Source organism: Ruminococcus sp. CAG:379 (assembly GCF_000434255.1).
GTDB classification, from domain to species: domain Bacteria; phylum Bacillota; class Clostridia; order Oscillospirales; family Ruminococcaceae; genus Ruminococcus_F; species Ruminococcus_F champanellensis.
The window spans coordinates 1-15536 of the sequence record NZ_FR894858.1 but is presented as its reverse complement, the minus strand read 5'-3'; the positions used below and the strand labels follow the sequence as shown (position 1 = coordinate 15536).

The following is a 15536-nucleotide window of genomic DNA, read 5'->3' as shown; positions in this document are numbered from 1 at the left end:
AAATATTGAGTATGCAGGACGGCAGAGCCAGTTCTGAAGCGTATCCGGATGGAGGTGCAGAAAGATGGATATTCGCCCAAAGGATCAGCTGGTGATGAAAAAGCCCCACCCCTGCGGCGGAAACGTATTTTTCGTGATCCGTTCCGGGATGGATTTCCGGCTGCGCTGCACAACCTGCGGCAGGGAGTTTCTGATCCCCCGATCCAAAATCGAAAGGCACGTCCGGCAGGTGATTCGTCCGGAGCAGGATCATGCCGCTGAATGAAAGGAGAAGCCCGCTGCTGCGGGCGGCAAGTGAACCCGTATGTTTGAAAAGCTACAGATCATGGAGCAGAAGTTTGAGGAAATCAGCCAGCGGCTCTCGGATCCGGCAGTGACCACGGATATTGCTGTGTACACACAACTGATGAAGGAATATAAGAACCTGGAACCCATCGTGCAGAAATACCGGGCATACAAGCGCAGTGCCCAGTCCATGCAGGAGGCAAGAGAACTGCTGGATGCCGGGTCGGAGGATCCGGAGCTGCGGGAAATGGCACAGGCGGAATATGAAACGGAAAAGGAAAAGCTGGCAGCGTATGCAGAACAGCTGAAGATCCTGTTGCTGCCCAAGGATCCAAACGACGACCGGAATGTCATCATCGAGATCCGGGGCGGCGCCGGGGGAGAGGAGGCTGCGCTGTTTGCCAATTCCCTGTATCGGATGTATACCATGTATGCGGAATCCAGGGGCTGGAAGCAGGAGGTGCTCAGTGCCAATCCTACGGAGCTTGGAGGCTTCAAGGAGATCAGCTTTTCCATCACCGGTGAGGGTGCTTATTCCCGGCTCAAGTATGAAAGCGGTGTACACCGGGTGCAGCGTGTGCCGGAAACCGAGTCCCAGGGCCGGATCCATACCTCTACGGTGACGGTGGCGGTGTTGGTGGAGGCGGACGAGGTGGAGCTTGCCATCAATCCTACAGATTTAAAAATTGACGTATTTCGTTCTAGCGGCGCCGGTGGACAGCATATCAATAAAACAGAGTCAGCGGTGCGGATCACCCATTTGCCCACGGGGCTTGTGGTGGAGTGCCAGGATGAGCGGAGTCAGTTTAAAAACAAAGACCGGGCGATGATGATCCTGCGCTCCCGGCTGTACGAGAGAATGCAGCAGGAGCAGCAGGACAAGATCGCTTCCCAGCGCCGGATGCAGGTAGGTACGGGGGATCGCTCCGAGCGGATCCGCACTTACAATTTCCCCCAGGGGCGGCTGACGGATCATCGGATCGGGCTGACCATTTACCGGCTGGAGGATGTGATGAACGGCAACCTGGATGAGGTGCTGGATGCACTGGCAACGGCGGATCAGGCTGCCAAGCTTGCCATGCAGCAGGCTGAGGGAGAAGCATAGGAAAGAGAGCATTGCAAAGGATGGAAACAGAACTTTTGACCCCGGATGAAGCCGGCTTACAGAAAGCAGCGGGGCTGATCCGGGAAGGACAGGTCGTGGGCATGCCCACGGAAACAGTATATGGACTTGCGGCGGACGCCACCAACCGGGATGCGGTGGCGAAGGTGTTTGCTGCCAAGGGCAGACCCATGGACAACCCTCTGATCGTCCACATCAGCAGTATGGAGGAACTGGAACAGGCAGTCAGCCGGGTGCCGGAACTGGTGGCATCTTTGGCGGATGCCTTCTGGCCGGGGCCCTTGACCATGATCATGCCGAAATCGGAGCGGATTCCCATGGAAACCTCCGGGGGGCTGGATACGGTTGGGGTGCGGATGCCCTCCCACCCGGTGGCGCAGGCGCTGATCCGCACAGCCGGGGTGCCCATTGCCGCCCCCTCTGCGAACCGATCCGGCTACCCCAGTCCCACCACTGCACAGCATGTGCTGGCGGACATGCAGGGACGGATCCCGGCGATCCTGGACGGTGGCGCATGCAGCTGCGGACTGGAGTCCACGGTGGTCACCTTTGACGATGACCGGACAGTGCGGATCCTCCGGCCGGGCTTTGTGACCAAGGAAATGCTGTTGGAGCATGTGCCCAATGTGGTCATTGATCCGGCGATCTTCCGGCAGGTTTCCGCCAGTGAGAAGGTGGCTTCTCCCGGTATGAAGTACAAGCACTATGCGCCCAATGCGGCGGTGACCCTGGTGGAGGGTTCCCCAGAGCTGTTCCGGCAGTTTCTTGCCCTGCAGCAGGCGGACGGGGTGTATGCATTGATTTTTGACGGGGATGCGGAGCAGTTCCCTTATCCCCATATGACCTACGGCGGCACATCGATCGAGCAGGGCCGGCAGTTGTTTGCCCGTCTGCGGGAACTGGATCAGATCGGCGCAAAGACTGTGTATGTGCGGATGCCGCAGAAGGATGGAGTCGGACTGGCAGTGTACAACCGCCTGATCCGGGCAGCAGGATTTGATATCGTGCATCTCTCGCCCCGTATCTGATACGGCGGCAGTATCAAAACGAAAGGGGGGAATGAGGTTGAACAGTCTGGAAGGCGTGATGGTAGTGGGGCTGACCGGTCAGACCGGGGCGGGGAAAACCACCGTGTGCAAGGTCTTTGAACGCAGCGGCTTTAGCGTGATCAATGCGGATGCCATTGCCCGTCAGGTGATGGAAAAGGGCAGCCGCTGTCTGCAGGAGCTGACGGATTGCTTCCAGGAGGATATTCTGCTTCCCGATGGGGAACTGAACCGGCAGAAGCTCGCCCAGATCGTCTTTACCGACAGCAAAAAGCTCGAGCTGCTCAACAGCATTTCTTACCCTTACATTACGGGCGAAATTTTGAAACAGATCCGCTTATCCTCCATTACCGGACATAAGCTGATCCTGCTGGATGCACCCACCCTGTTTGAGAGCCGGGCGGATGATTTTTGTGAGCTGATTATCTCCGTGGTGGCAAAGGAGTCTAACCGGTTGGAGCGGATCATGCAGCGGGACGGGCTGACGGAGGAACAGGCATACAGCCGGATGCGGGCACAGCATACAGAAAACTTTTTTAAGCAGCATTCCGACTTTATCATCAAGAACAACAAGAATCTGAAGAATCTCAGCGACGTAGCCAAAGAAGTCTCGGATAAAATCTGGGATTATTATCATACTAATTATCATAACGCCAAATAAACCGGAGCCTATTTCGGTGTGCAAAAAGGAGAATGCAATATGTCAAAGGACAAGCAGGAAAAGGGCGGCAAGAATGCCGCAAAGGAACTGAAAAAGGCACTTTTTTATCAGAAGGAGCATGGCTGCAAGCGCATGAGCGAAAGCGAGCTGAAAAAGTGCGATAAGTTCTCGGAAAAGTACAAGGCGTTTCTGGACGCTGCCAAGACGGAGCGTGAGGCAAATGCTTATGCCATTGCTCTGCTGGAAAAGCACGGCTTTACCGAGTATCATGCCGGCATGAAGCTGAAGGCAGGGGACAAGATCTACCGGAACAACCGGGACAAGGCAGTGCTGGCTGCGATCATCGGAACAGAGGACATTGCCAAGGGTGTGCGGATCTGTGCAGCCCACATTGACTCCCCCCGGCTGGATCTGAAGCAGGTGCCTCTGTATGAGGATCACGAGCTGGCTCTGTTCAAGACCCATTATTACGGCGGCATCAAGAAATATCAGTGGACCACCATTCCCATGGCGCTGCATGGGGTAATCGTCAAGGTGGACGGCACCAAAAACACTGTGAACATCGGAGAGGATGAGCAGGATCCGGTATTCTGCGTCAGCGATCTGTTGCCCCACCTGGCCACGGAGCAGATGAAGCGGCCTCTGGCGCAGGGCGTCAAGGGGGAGGAGCTGAATCTGTTGGTAGGCTCTCGTCCCTTCCTGGATGGGGAGGAAAGCAGTGCAGTCAAGCTGAATATTCTCCATATTCTGCATGAGAAGTATGGCATCACCGAAGCGGATTTTCTGTCCGCAGAGCTGGAGGCTGTGCCAGTGAGCAAGGCACGGGATGTGGGCTTTGACCGGAGCATGATCGGCTCCTACGGTCATGATGACCGGGTGTGCGCCTATACCGCACTGATGGCAACAGCGGACTGTAAGGATCCCAGGTATACTTCTGTGCTGGTGCTGACGGATAAGGAGGAAACCGGCAGTGACGGCAACACGGGGCTTTGCTCCTCCTATCTGCAATACTTCATTGCAGATCTGGCAGCAGCCTTCGGCCAGGAGGCACGGACGGTGCTGTCCCATTCCCGGTGTCTGTCGGCGGATGTAAACGCAGCCTTTGATCCCACCTTCCCGGATGTGCTGGATCCCCGGAATGCTGCATTCCTGAACTACGGCGTTGTGGTGACCAAGTTCACCGGCGCCCGGGGCAAATCCGGTACGTCGGACGCTTCTGCGGAATTTGTGGCTACCATCCGGAATCTGATGGACGAGAACCAGATCATCTGGCAGACCGGAGAGCTTGGCAAGGTGGACATGGGCGGCGGCGGAACCGTTGCGCTGTATATTGCCAACATGGATGTGGACACCATTGATGTGGGGGTTCCGGTCATGTCCATGCACGCACCCATGGAAGTGGTTGCAAAGATCGACGTGTATATGGCGTACAAGGCGTTTCTGGCATTCATCTCCGACAAAACCTAAGGCAATGCCTGCCGCACGAGCTATGTGCGGTGTTCCCAAATCAGTCCTTCCTCGGCATGCTGCTTTTGCAGTGTGCCGAATTTTTTTGCCCTGCACCCCAATCGACATGTTTTGCCCGGGACAACGGGTATAATGAAACTGGTGATGGTAATGTACATATATGTGGATGTGCTGCTGATCCTGAATCTGTATGTGAACTACTTTTTGCTTCTGGCAACCGGCAGGCTGATGCACCTGCCCTGTGGGCGGAAGCGGTGTATTGCAGCAGCGGCAGTGGGCAGCCTTTGCGCATTGACCATTTTCCTGCCCCCCATGCACTGGGCGTTGTGTACCCTGCTGCGGTTTGCTATGGGGGTGCCGGTGGTGTGGATCTGCTTCGGGAGGCGCATGCGGCTGCGGGATGTGGTGTGCTTTTTTGTGGTGAGCATGGGGTTCGGAGGGGCGATGCTGGCGGTATCCCTTTGGCGGCGGCCAGTGGGAATGGCGTTTAACAATGCAAGCCTGTACCTGGATTTTTCCCCTGCCTGTCTGCTGATCTGTACGGTGGCGGCATATGCTTTGACCTGTGGCATCCGGTTCCTGGTGGATCGCAGCACAATGACCCAGGGACACTACCGGGTGGTGGTTCGATACGGTCCACGGGTCATTGGCATGGAGGCACTGGCGGATTCGGGGAATCTGCTGATGGATCGGTTTTCCGGCAAGCCAGTGATCCTTTGCGGGGGTGCTGAACTGGAACAGCTGGTGCAGCTAGAGGGAAACTTGATGGATCCGGCGGCTTATGCCGCCATGGCAATGCACTGCAAGGGCATGCGGCTGATCCCTTGTGCTACGGTCACGGGCAGTGGCGTAGTGCCGGTGTTTGCGCCGGACGAGGTGCTGATCTGTGAGGCGTGCTCCGGTGTGCGCAAGCCGGTGGATGCTTTGATCGGCATCCAGCAGGAGCAGGATGGCGCCATTTTCAATCCGAAATTGCTGATCTGACAGCGCCGGGTGCGCTGATTGATATGGGAGGGAACGGTATGATCGGGAATCTTTACAGGCGACTTGTACAATGGCTGACAGGGCGGGGCGGCGTGTATTATATCAACGGCTCGGATACTCTGCCGCCGCCCCTGAGCAAGGAAGCGGAGGCGGAAGCTTTTGCACGGCTCGGGACGGGGGATGCGGAATCCGCAAGACAGACGCTGATCGTGCATAATCTGCGGCTGGTGGTGTACATTGCAAAAAAATTTGAATCCACCGGCATCGGCATCGAGGATCTGATTTCTATCGGCACCATCGGACTTATCAAGGCAGTGAATACCTTCTGTCCGGAGAAAAATATCAAGCTGGCGACTTATGCTTCCCGATGCATCGAAAATGAGATTTTGATGTTTCTGCGAAAAACCTCCCAGTACCGGTCAGAGATCTCCATTGATGAGCCACTGAACATTGACTGGGACGGCAACGAGCTACTGCTGTCAGATGTGCTGGGCACGGATGAGGACATTGTGAACCGGGGCATTGAAGCAGAAGCGGAAAAGTCCGTGCTGCGACAGGCAGTGGATGGTCTGGAGCCACGGGAGAAGCGGATCATGCAGATGCGGTTCGGATTGCTGGGGGGACGGGAAAAGACCCAGAAGGAGGTGGCGGACGAGATCGGCATCTCCCAGTCTTATATCTCACGGCTGGAAAAAAAGATCATTCGCCGTCTGAAAACAGAAATGGATCGGGTATAGCGGGATTGTGCGGTATCACCTTGACTTTTGGAGCATTTGTGTGTATACTAAGGGTGGACGAAAATTCAGGAGGGTGAAACCAAGCTATGATACTGACTGTTGATGTAGGGAATACCAATATTGTACTGAGCGTGTACGACCAGGAGCAGCGTTTGTTCACATCCCGTATGGCAACACAAGCTTCCAAAATGGAGGATGAGTATGCATTGGATATGATGAACCTGTTCCGGCTGTACGGCTGCGAGTCTGCATCCTTCGAGGGCGCGATTCTTTCGACAGTGGTTCCCCAGTTGGTGGGCGTGCTGCGCCGTGCCATTGACCGGGTGTGCAGCTGTCGGGTCTATGTGGTTTCCTCCGGCATCAAAACCGGTCTGAATATCAAGCTGGACAATCCCGGCGTAGTAGGGGCGGATCTGGTCTGCGGTGCGGTAGCTGCCAAGCGGCGCTATCCCATGCCCTGTATCATTTTCGATCTGGGCACTGCCACAACCATTTCTGCGCTGGATGCAAGCGGTGCGTTTCTGGGGGGCTCTATTTTCCCCGGCGTGCAGGTATCTCTGCATGCGCTTTCTACAGCCACTGCACAACTGCCCCACATTGATCCGGATGCATTCCACGATGTGATCATCGGCACGAATACAATTGATTCGATGCGCTCCGGTGTGATCCTTGGCAATGCTTCCATGATGGACGGTATGATCGAACGGTACCGCAGCGTGCTGGGACAGGAGGCAACCGTGGTTGCCACCGGCGGCATGGCGGAGCTGATTCTGCCCTATTGCAAAACAGAGGGCATCGTACTGGACACGGATCTGCTGTCCGACGGGTTGTATATGCTCTACAAACTGAATTCCAAGTCCGAATAATACGCTGCACCCATACAGATGGGGCGGCAGTAGGAGGAATTTGAAATGGAAGAAACAATCAAGAACTCCGGCGCACAAAAGCTGGACGTGAAGCGGCTCACAGTGCTGGCGATGCTGGCGGCGGTCATCGTGCTGATGACGTTTACACCCATCGGCTACCTGAAGGTGGGGGCAGTGTCCATCACCTTTATCATGATCCCGGTAGTCATCGGCGCCGTGGTCACAGGTCCCAGGGGAGGTGCTCTGCTGGGTGCTGTGTTCGGCATCACCAGCTTTATTCAGTGCTTCGGTCTGGACACCTTTGGCACAGCCATGATGAGTATCAATCCGGTGTTCACGTTTCTGCTGTGCATGGTGCCCCGTGTGCTGATGGGACTGCTGGCAGGGCTGATCTACAAGGGTATGTGCAAAGCCACCAAAAACGGCATTCTGCCCTTTGCGGTTTCATGTCTCAGCGGTGCAGTGCTGAATACGGTCGGGTTCGTTGGTCTGTTTTTGCTGCTGTTTTATAGCAGCATTACCGCCTTACTGGGTACGGATACGGTGGCAGGCGCCATCGGGCTGCTGGTGACCGGCAATGCGCTGATTGAAGCGGGGGTTTGCCTGGTGCTTGGCACAGCCATTGCCAAGGGTCTGGTACATGTTCTGCCCCGGAATAAGTAAGACATCAGTCGAAAAGCTCCGTTCTGCATGGTTTATGCGGAACGGAGCTTTTTTCTGAAAAAACGGACTGTTTTTGTGCTCTGGCACACAGCATTTCTTTTGCAGCACAAGAATTTGATTGGGCGAAAGCACAGAGAGTAGTAAAGTGTACAATGGAGTTCCATAGATTTTAAGGAAGTTGCATAGAAAATCTAAAATTCTGCGAGTGTGTTGACAGCAGAAACGCCCTTTGCTATAATAAAGCCATAGTAAAAACCAAACAGGAGCAACGGCGCTCAAAGATGAATGCCGCTGCTCCTGTTTTTGTTTTAGGTAGTTCCGCACAAAGCCCGTGGGATGCTGCCAACGGCGTGGATGCGCTGACCCATGCCATTGAGTCCTACACCTCCCGGAAGCGACAACCCTTGACGGATACAGTGGCGTTGGCGGCGGTGAAGCGGATTTTCCGGTATCTTCCGACAGCATACAGCAACGGTTCGGATCTGACTGCACGCAGTGAAATGGCGGAGGACGCCATTGCCAGCGGCAGTCCGGCGAACACCATGAAGCCGGTGACGAAGGCGGATGTGATCCGGATCTACTGCGGTTTATGGGAAAAATAAAAAGCAACAGCCCCGGAGACTTTACAGTCTGCCGGGGCTGCTTTTGTGTTAATCCAGAAAATCCTTGACCTTTTTGCTGCGGCTGGGGTGACGCAGCTTCCGCAGTGCCTTTGCTTCGATCTGACGGATCCGCTCTCTGGTGACTTCAAATTCTCGTCCCACTTCTTCCAGGGTTCGGGAGCGTCCGTCCTCCAGACCGAACCGGAGCTTCAGCACCTTTGCCTCCCGCTCGGTCAGGGTGGAAAGCACCTCATTGAGCTGCTCCTTCAGCAGGATCAGAGAGGCGGCCTCCGCCGGTGCAGGTGCGTCATCGTCCGGGATGAAATCCCCCAGATGGCTGTCCTCCTCCTCGCCAATGGGGGTTTCCAGGGATACGGGATCCTGGGCGATCCGCATGATCTCCCGCACCTTCTCAACGGGCATTTCCAGCCGCTCTGCAATCTCATCCGCTGTAGGCTCGTGACCGGTTTCATGTAGCAGCTGACTGATGATCTTTTTGACCTTGGTGATGGTTTCCACCATGTGCACCGGAATACGGATGGTTCGTGCCTGATCCGCAATGGCACGGGTAATAGCTTGACGGATCCACCATGTTGCGTAGGTGGAGAACTTAAATCCCTTGGTATAGTCAAATTTATCAACAGCCTTGATTAGACCCAGGTTGCCTTCCTGGATCAGATCCAGAAACTGCATGCCTCTGCCCACATACTTCTTTGCAATGCTGACAACCAGACGCAAATTGGCTTCGGACAGGCGCTTCTTTGCATAGGAGTCCCCCTTGGACATGCGCTGTGCCAGCTCGATTTCCTCCTCGGCTGACAGCAGGGGCACCCGGCCGATTTCCTTTAAGTAGATCTTCACCGGATCGTCAATGGCGATGCCCTCCGTGGAAAGTGCCATCTCCAGGTCATCGCTCAGATCCGAATCCAGCCCCAGCTTCAAATCTGTATCCGGCATGAAATCCTCTACGATCTCGATGTTGTTGTTGATGCAGGTTTCGTAGAAGCTATCGATCTGCTCCGCATCCAGATCAAAACGCTCGAATGCGTCGTTCAGCTCCCGTGTAGACAGCTTGCCGCTTGCCTTTGCACGTTCGATCAGCGCATCGATGCTTTCATTTTTTTCTGCCATAATGAGTCCTCCTAGTTTTTGTTTCTGGCTTGATTGACTATGGAAAGCAGATCATCGTCAGAAAGTTGATCTGCATTGATTTTTTCGTGTTCCTTTGCCTGGAGCAGCAGACGGATGCAGTCGTTCAAAGTATCCGCCGTCAGAGCCACCTCCGCATTGCGTGCCATGATTCCTGTTATTCTGCCCATTTCCGCATCCGAGCATGCGTCCCGGAATATGGAAACGGAAAAGGTGTCTGTTTCCGGCATGCGTTCACAGAAAACCTCATAGATTTTCCGGTGCAGACTGGTGAAGAAATGCTCCGGCTTTAAACGCTTTTCCACCTCCGGCAACAAGTCCGGATGCAGGAACAGATACGCCAGAATCTGCTCCTCTGCTTTGGCTTCCCGCTGGTACTGGGGGGCTTCCGGGTTCAGTTCATCCCGGAAGGAGGATTTTGCCATCATGGCGTTCCAGCTCTGCTTTTTTTCGGTGTAGTAGCTTTTACGCAGCTGTGCCTTGACCTGGGCATGGAGCACGTCCGGGCTGATCTCCTCCTCCTTGGCGATTCTGGACAGGTATACTTCCCGTTCCATTTCGTTCCGGATGCTGGCAAGTACCTGCACCGTTCGCCGGAGGAAGTCGAATTTGCCCTGCTCTGTGGCAAGATCCAGTCCCTCCCGGCATCGGGCAAGCTCAAAGTTGATGGCACCGCCGGAGTTATCCAGCAGCAGCTTAAACCGGGTGGCACCGAATTTCCGGATGTACTCGTCCGGATCCTTTGCGTCCTGCACCTTGAGGATCCGGGTGTGGAGCCCTGCCTCGCTGAGCAGATTGATTGCTCGGTGGGTGGCATTCTGTCCGGCAGAATCGCTGTCATAGCACAGCACCACCTCTGTGGCATACTGCGCCATGATCCGGGCTTGTTCCGCAGTCAGTGCCGTGCCCAGGGTGGCGACCACCTGCTCAAAGCCAGCCTGGTTGATGGCGATTACGTCCATGTAGCCCTCTGCCAGGATCAGCTGCTTCACGTTTGCATTCTTTGCAAAGTTCAGGGAAAACAGATTCCGGCTTTTTTTGAACACGGGGGTGTCGCCGCTATTCAGATATTTGGGGCCTTCCCCTTCGATGAGTCTGCCGCCGAAGGCGATCACATTGCCCCGTAGGTCGATGATGGGGAACATGACACGCTCCCGGAAAAAGTCGAAGCAGCCCCGGGCGTTTTGCCGGATCAGTCCGGCGGAGAGCATCTCCTCCCGGGTAAAGCCCAGACCTTCCAGATGCTTCATCAGTCCGTCCCATGCGGCAGGGGCATAGCCAATGGCATATTTCTTGATGGCCTTGGGGGTCAGTCCACGCTGGACGGCGTATTGCAACCCACGCTTGTCCTGCCCCTGGAGCAGATTCCGGTAAAAGAAGTTGGCGGCTTCCCGGTTCATTTCCAGGATTCGCAGTTTCAGCTTCGCCCCGTCCTTGTTCAGGTCGTTTTCCGGCATTTCCAGTCCGCCCCGTTCCGCCAGCAGCTTGATGGCTTCGTAGGTGTCCAGGTTTTCGATCTGCTTGGTGAAGGTGATGACATCTCCGCCGGCACCGCATCCAAAGCAGTAAAAGCTCTGAGTACCGGTGTATACTGTGCAGGACGGGGTTTTCTCCGAGTGAAAGGGGCAAAGGCATTTATAGTTGCTGCCGCTGCGAATCAGATGCACGTAGCGACCCATGGTGGTGTCAATGGGGTTTGCCAGCTTCAGCTGGTAGATAAATTCGTCCGGCAACGGCATAGGCTCACCTGCTTCCCCAGGACTGTGGGATGAAGATCTGCTGGTATAGATCCACAGCGTATCCATCCGTCATGCCGGAAATATAGTCGCAAACCGCCCGGTGTAGATCAAACCGCCGGAGGATCTGCTTGTATTCATCCGGCATTTTTTCCGGGTGCTTGATGAAATAGCCGTAGAGCTTTTCCACCAGCCCCTTTGCCTTTTCCTCCTCCGCCTTTGCCACCGGATTGGTGTATACGTTGGAAAACAGAAAGGTGCGAAGCGCATCGTGGGCGGCTTTGATGGGTTTGGTCATGCGGATCTCATCCGGACCGTTTTCAATGACGGATGCTACCATGGTGGTGATCCGCTGGGATTTGTCCGTTCCCAGCACGGCGGTCAGGTGACTGGGCAGATCCGCCGGTGTCAGGATCCCTGCCCGGGTGGCGTCTTCAATGTCGTGATTGATGTAGGCGATTTTATCTGACAGCCGGACAATGTTGCCCTCACGGGTGGCGGCAATTTTATTGGTGTGACATGCGATGCCGTTTTTGACCTCAAAGGTCAGATTCAGTCCCTGTCCCTTCTTTTCCAGGTAATGCACCACCCGGACGCTTTGCAGGTAATGCTTGAAGCCATAGGGGCAGATCTCATCCAGAATGGCTTCTCCGGAATGACCGAAGGGGGAATGCCCCAGGTCATGTCCCAGGGCAATGGCTTCCGTCAGATCCTCATTCAGGCGAAGCGCTCTGGCAATGGTGCGGGCAATCTGAGCGACCTCCAGGGTGTGGGTCAGCCGGGTTCGGTAATGATCCCCCACCGGGGAGAGAAACACCTGTGTTTTTCGCTTGAGTCGCCGGAAGGCGTTACAGTGGAGGATCCGATCCCGGTCACGCTGAAATTCCGTCCGGTAGGGGCATTTTGGCTCCGGGCGGCTGCGTTTGGCGTTTCCCACGCAGGTGCATGCGTAGGGGCTTAGCGTGCCAAGCTCCAGAATTTCCGTCTGTTCACGAATGGTCATGGTATCCCTCCAGTCCAGGGCATTTTATCTTCACTATATATATACTTTATAAATTCATTTTTCCCTTTTTCCGACCGGGATTTCTTTTAGGGCAACACGGAAGAAAAGTCCCGGTAACCCGCATCCTCCAGAGAGACAGTGATGGTACCGTTGGCCAGGTCAATCAGACGGTCACAGAGGGACTGTGCCTGTTCTTCCAGCACCAGGAGGGTGACGGTGACTGCATCGGTGAACTGGGTATCAGTGGTGATAACCGGGTCGGATGCCAGGGCGAACTGGAGCCTGCCGTAGAAGGTGTAGTCGCACTGGATGGTTATGGAACGGCAGGCGCACATTTCCATAGTCTGCGCATCCCGGAGCGCCTGGGCACAGGCTTGACCATATGCCCGCACCAAGCCGTTGGCACCCAGCAGCACACCGCCGAAGATCCGGCTGACCACGCAGCACACATCCGTCAGACCCTGCTTGTGGATCACATCCAGCACCGGCAGTCCGGCGGTGCCCTGGGGCTCTCCATCATCGGAGTAGCGGCTGATGTTCTGATCCCGCAGCACATAGGCGTACACATGATGCCGGGCTTTCCGGTAGGCTGCATGGGCATCCTGGATGCAGGCGATTGCCTGTTCTGCGGTTTGCACCGGCGTAACGGCTGCGATGAATTCGGAGCGCTTTTCGATCAGCGTCCGGGTACAGGGGGCAGCGATGGTTTTGTATTTCATGAGGCGATCCTTTCTGCAAAAGAAAAAGGACGACCGCAGTCGTCCTTCCGCTTACTTATCCAGGTTGAAACGCTTCTTGAAGCGGTCAACACGTCCGCCGGTATCAACGAGCTTCTGCTTGCCGGTGAAGAACGGGTGGCACTTGGAGCAGATTTCGACCTTGATATCACCTACAGTGGAACGAGTCTTCATTACGTTGCCGCAGTGGCAGGTAATGGTGCACTCCTCGAACTTCGGATGAATGCCTTCTTTCATGATTGTCACCTCTTTATTCATAGTTGCAAACATGACAGCCCATCAGTTCACTTAGACAGTAGTGCCATGGAAGTTGCATTTAACCATAATATTATAACACAGCTTCGGGCAAAATGCAAGTCTTTTTTGAAATTTTATTTCAAAAGTCCGGAGAAATCCTCCTGGAGCTTTGCCTCCAGTGCAGCAGCGCTTGCCCGGTCTTTACCGGTGGTGGTGTAGTATGCCTTGATCTTGGGCTCTGTACCGGAGGGGCGGATTACAACGCTGGCACCGTCTGTCAGAGTGAATGCCAGTACATTGGATTTGGGCAGAGTCAGATTGGTTACAGCACCGGTTTCCACACAGGTGGAGATGCTCTGTTCGTAGTCTGCAATGTTGGTAACAGGCAGTCCGCCGATGGTCTTGGGGGGATCATTCCGCAGTTGATCCATGATCTGCTGCATTTTCAGCGTGCCGCTTTCGCCTTCAAACTGGAAGCTCTGCTGGCTGTGCAGGAACATGCCGTATTTTTCGTACAGGGCATCCCGGGCCTGGATCATGGTTATACCCTTTGTCCGGTAGTATGCAGCCATTTCCACGATCAGCATGGAGGCAACCACGGCATCCTTATCCCGTACATAGGTTCCGGCCAGATAGCCATAGCTTTCCTCAAAGCCAAATACATAACGGGATTCCTCACCCTTCTTTTCCAAAAAGCCGATCTGTTCGCCGATGAACTTGAAGCCGGTGAGAACCTCGATGACCTCAACTCCGTATTCCTTGGCAATGGCACGAACCAGGTCAGTGGTTACGATGGTCTTGACAACTACCGGGTTTTTCGGCATCGTGCCCATCTGGGTGCGGGATGCGCAGATGTACTCAAAGAGCATAGCGCCCATTTCGTTGCCGGAAATCAAAGCGTAACCGCCGTTTCCGTCCGGTACAGCGATGCCCACACGGTCAGCATCCGGATCCGTTGCCAGCAGGAGATCCGGCTTGCAGGTTTCGCAAAGCTTCAGACCCAGTGCCAGAGCCTCCCGGATTTCCGGGTTCGGGAAGGGGCAGGTGGTGAAATGGCCGTCCGGGTTTTCCTGTTCTGGAACAACGGTCACGTCGGTAATGCCGATCTTCTTGAGAATGGTGCGGACGGGCTTGTTGCCGGTGCCGTTCAGAGGCGTATAAACCAACTTCAGACCGCTGGATGCGCAAAGATCCGTGTGAATGCCCTGTTTGAGGACATTTTCAAAATATGCATCCAGTACATCCTGCTCAATGTAGGAGATCATGCCGTTGGCGAGACCTTCTTCAAAGGTGATGGTCTTTACATCGTCAAACATCTGGTGGGCTTCGATATAGTCGGTGACTCTCTGTGCAGCATCCAGAGTCAGCTGGCAGCCATCGCTACCGTATACTTTATATCCATTGTATTTGGAGGGGTTGTGGCTGGCAGTGATAACGACGCCCGCATCGCAGTGCAGCTGACGTACTGCAAAAGACAGCATAGGCGTGGGCATCAGTTCCTTGTAAATGTGGACGTGAATGCCGTTTGCAGCCAGGACAGCTGCTGCCGTCTGGGCAAAGACAGTGGACTTGATCCGACTGTCGTAGGCAATGGCAACGGAGGGGTTCTGAAAATCTGCGTTTACATAATCCGCAAGTCCCTGAGTTGCCCGGCGGATGGTGTAAATGTTCAGCCGGTTGCAGCCCGCACCGATTACACCCCGCAGACCGCCGGTGCCGAAGGCCAGATCCCGATAAAAGCGATCCTGGATGGCATCTGCGTCGTCTGCAATCTGTTTGAGCTCTATCTGAAGATCCGCATCATCTACGGCCTTCTCACACCAAAGGTGATATAAATCCTTTTCCATCGTATTCATTATGCATACCTCCTGAATAACTGAAAATCACAGCCGATTCACATGCGGCACCGTTTCCTATATATTATAGCACAAACAAACGAAAATGAAAAGGGGATTTTGAAAAAATAATGAGGAGGAGGGGCGGAAAAAGGGATTCGACAGGGTTCAGCGTCTGTTTGCATATTTATATAGTATACGACACGGTGTATAATTATTCAAGAAGACTGTTTACACATATTGTGTAACATTTCGCGTTGACAAAGGGAGGCAAGTGTGGTAGAATAAATAAGTCGCCAAGAGAGCCGGAAAAACGACTCAGACCGACAAGGGAAAAAGAAATTTTGAAAAAGTGCTTGACAAACCGAAGGAAATGTGATATGCTAGATAAGCTGCTTCAAGCGG

16 protein-coding genes are annotated in these 15536 nt (G+C 54.6%); 10 read left to right on the top strand and 6 right to left on the bottom strand.

Annotation, left to right across the window (positions count from 1 at the left end; genetic code table 11):
- Positions 1 to 64 precede the first annotated feature (64 nt).
- The 10 genes from QVO51_RS03575 to QVO51_RS03530 all read left to right on the top strand — a co-directional run bounded on the left by QVO51_RS03575 (position 65) and on the right by QVO51_RS03530 (position 8434).
- Complete coding sequence (locus QVO51_RS03575; RefSeq protein ID WP_022357270.1) at positions 65 to 265, top strand: DUF951 domain-containing protein; 201 nt, start codon at positions 65 to 67, stop codon at positions 263 to 265.
- Between the two features lie 39 nt (positions 266 to 304).
- Entirely contained in the window at positions 305 to 1390 is a 1086-nt protein-coding gene (prfA, locus tag QVO51_RS03570; RefSeq protein ID WP_022357269.1) for a peptide chain release factor 1, read from the top strand.
- 20 nt (positions 1391 to 1410) lie between these two features.
- On the top strand, positions 1411 to 2436 hold the full coding sequence (locus QVO51_RS03565; protein ID WP_022357268.1) for an L-threonylcarbamoyladenylate synthase: 1026 nt from the start codon (positions 1411 to 1413) through the stop codon (positions 2434 to 2436).
- A gap of 37 nt (positions 2437 to 2473) precedes the next feature.
- Positions 2474 to 3115 carry a dephospho-CoA kinase gene (gene coaE / locus QVO51_RS03560; protein ID WP_049775479.1) on the top strand — a complete coding sequence of 214 codons (642 nt, stop codon included), beginning with the start codon at positions 2474 to 2476 and terminating at the stop codon, positions 3113 to 3115.
- A gap of 39 nt (positions 3116 to 3154) precedes the next feature.
- The gene (locus tag QVO51_RS03555; protein ID WP_022357266.1) at positions 3155 to 4582 is read left to right on the top strand and encodes an aminopeptidase; all 1428 of its coding nucleotides are present in this window, start codon (positions 3155 to 3157) and stop codon (positions 4580 to 4582) included.
- Between the two features lie 132 nt (positions 4583 to 4714).
- The gene (locus tag QVO51_RS03550; protein WP_022357265.1) at positions 4715 to 5566 is read left to right on the top strand and encodes a sigma-E processing peptidase SpoIIGA; all 852 of its coding nucleotides are present in this window, start codon (positions 4715 to 4717) and stop codon (positions 5564 to 5566) included.
- Between the two features lie 38 nt (positions 5567 to 5604).
- Positions 5605 to 6303: an RNA polymerase sporulation sigma factor SigE gene (sigE, locus tag QVO51_RS03545; RefSeq protein WP_015557227.1), complete on the top strand. Its 699-nt coding sequence runs from the start codon at positions 5605 to 5607 to the stop codon at positions 6301 to 6303.
- A gap of 86 nt (positions 6304 to 6389) precedes the next feature.
- Positions 6390 to 7169, top strand: coding sequence for a type III pantothenate kinase (locus QVO51_RS03540; RefSeq protein WP_022357264.1), 780 nt, complete (start codon positions 6390 to 6392; stop codon positions 7167 to 7169).
- A 45-nt stretch (positions 7170 to 7214) separates the two neighbouring features.
- The gene (locus QVO51_RS03535; RefSeq protein ID WP_022357263.1) at positions 7215 to 7832 is read left to right on the top strand and encodes an ECF transporter S component; all 618 of its coding nucleotides are present in this window, start codon (positions 7215 to 7217) and stop codon (positions 7830 to 7832) included.
- Positions 7833 to 8182: 350 nt separating this feature from the next.
- Complete coding sequence (locus QVO51_RS03530) at positions 8183 to 8434, top strand: hypothetical protein (RefSeq protein WP_441295908.1); 252 nt, start codon at positions 8183 to 8185, stop codon at positions 8432 to 8434.
- Between the two features lie 48 nt (positions 8435 to 8482).
- Here QVO51_RS03530 and rpoD read toward each other — a convergent pair whose 3' ends face one another.
- The 6 genes from rpoD to QVO51_RS03500 all read right to left on the bottom strand — a co-directional run bounded on the left by rpoD (position 8483) and on the right by QVO51_RS03500 (position 15152).
- Complete coding sequence (rpoD, locus tag QVO51_RS03525; RefSeq protein WP_015557242.1) at positions 8483 to 9565, bottom strand: RNA polymerase sigma factor RpoD; 1083 nt, start codon at positions 9563 to 9565, stop codon at positions 8483 to 8485.
- 11 nt (positions 9566 to 9576) lie between these two features.
- Positions 9577 to 11322, bottom strand: coding sequence for a DNA primase (gene dnaG, locus QVO51_RS03520; protein WP_022357261.1), 1746 nt, complete (start codon positions 11320 to 11322; stop codon positions 9577 to 9579).
- Between the two features lie 4 nt (positions 11323 to 11326).
- A complete protein-coding gene (locus QVO51_RS03515) occupies positions 11327 to 12322 on the bottom strand; it encodes a deoxyguanosinetriphosphate triphosphohydrolase (protein ID WP_015557244.1) in 996 nt (331 codons plus the stop codon).
- An 86-nt stretch (positions 12323 to 12408) separates the two neighbouring features.
- Positions 12409 to 13041: an IMPACT family protein gene (locus QVO51_RS03510; RefSeq protein ID WP_022357260.1), complete on the bottom strand. Its 633-nt coding sequence runs from the start codon at positions 13039 to 13041 to the stop codon at positions 12409 to 12411.
- Positions 13042 to 13092: 51 nt separating this feature from the next.
- Positions 13093 to 13296, bottom strand: coding sequence for a 50S ribosomal protein L31 (rpmE, locus tag QVO51_RS03505; RefSeq protein ID WP_015557246.1), 204 nt, complete (start codon positions 13294 to 13296; stop codon positions 13093 to 13095).
- Positions 13297 to 13430: 134 nt separating this feature from the next.
- On the bottom strand, positions 13431 to 15152 hold the full coding sequence (locus QVO51_RS03500; protein WP_022357259.1) for a phospho-sugar mutase: 1722 nt from the start codon (positions 15150 to 15152) through the stop codon (positions 13431 to 13433).
- Positions 15153 to 15536: the final 384 nt, after the last annotated feature.

What these genes read in the sequence shown, in the direction of transcription:
- QVO51_RS03575 (WP_022357270.1), top strand. Translation starts at nt 65, where the DNA reads ATGGATATTCGCCCAAAGGATCAGCTGGTGATGAAAAAGCCCCACCCC.
- prfA (WP_022357269.1), top strand. Translation starts at nt 305, where the DNA reads ATGTTTGAAAAGCTACAGATCATGGAGCAGAAGTTTGAGGAAATCAGC.
- QVO51_RS03565 (WP_022357268.1), top strand. Translation starts at nt 1,411, where the DNA reads ATGGAAACAGAACTTTTGACCCCGGATGAAGCCGGCTTACAGAAAGCA.
- QVO51_RS03555 (WP_022357266.1), top strand. Translation starts at nt 3,155, where the DNA reads ATGTCAAAGGACAAGCAGGAAAAGGGCGGCAAGAATGCCGCAAAGGAA.
- QVO51_RS03550 (WP_022357265.1), top strand. Translation starts at nt 4,715, where the DNA reads ATGAAACTGGTGATGGTAATGTACATATATGTGGATGTGCTGCTGATC.
- sigE (WP_015557227.1), top strand. Translation starts at nt 5,605, where the DNA reads ATGATCGGGAATCTTTACAGGCGACTTGTACAATGGCTGACAGGGCGG.
- QVO51_RS03540 (WP_022357264.1), top strand. Translation starts at nt 6,390, where the DNA reads ATGATACTGACTGTTGATGTAGGGAATACCAATATTGTACTGAGCGTG.
- QVO51_RS03535 (WP_022357263.1), top strand. Translation starts at nt 7,215, where the DNA reads ATGGAAGAAACAATCAAGAACTCCGGCGCACAAAAGCTGGACGTGAAG.
- rpoD (WP_015557242.1), bottom strand. Translation starts at nt 9,565, where the DNA reads ATGGCAGAAAAAAATGAAAGCATCGATGCGCTGATCGAACGTGCAAAG.
- dnaG (WP_022357261.1), bottom strand. Translation starts at nt 11,322, where the DNA reads ATGCCGTTGCCGGACGAATTTATCTACCAGCTGAAGCTGGCAAACCCC.
- QVO51_RS03515 (WP_015557244.1), bottom strand. Translation starts at nt 12,322, where the DNA reads ATGACCATTCGTGAACAGACGGAAATTCTGGAGCTTGGCACGCTAAGC.
- QVO51_RS03510 (WP_022357260.1), bottom strand. Translation starts at nt 13,041, where the DNA reads ATGAAATACAAAACCATCGCTGCCCCCTGTACCCGGACGCTGATCGAA.
- rpmE (WP_015557246.1), bottom strand. Translation starts at nt 13,296, where the DNA reads ATGAAAGAAGGCATTCATCCGAAGTTCGAGGAGTGCACCATTACCTGC.
- QVO51_RS03500 (WP_022357259.1), bottom strand. Translation starts at nt 15,152, where the DNA reads ATGAATACGATGGAAAAGGATTTATATCACCTTTGGTGTGAGAAGGCC.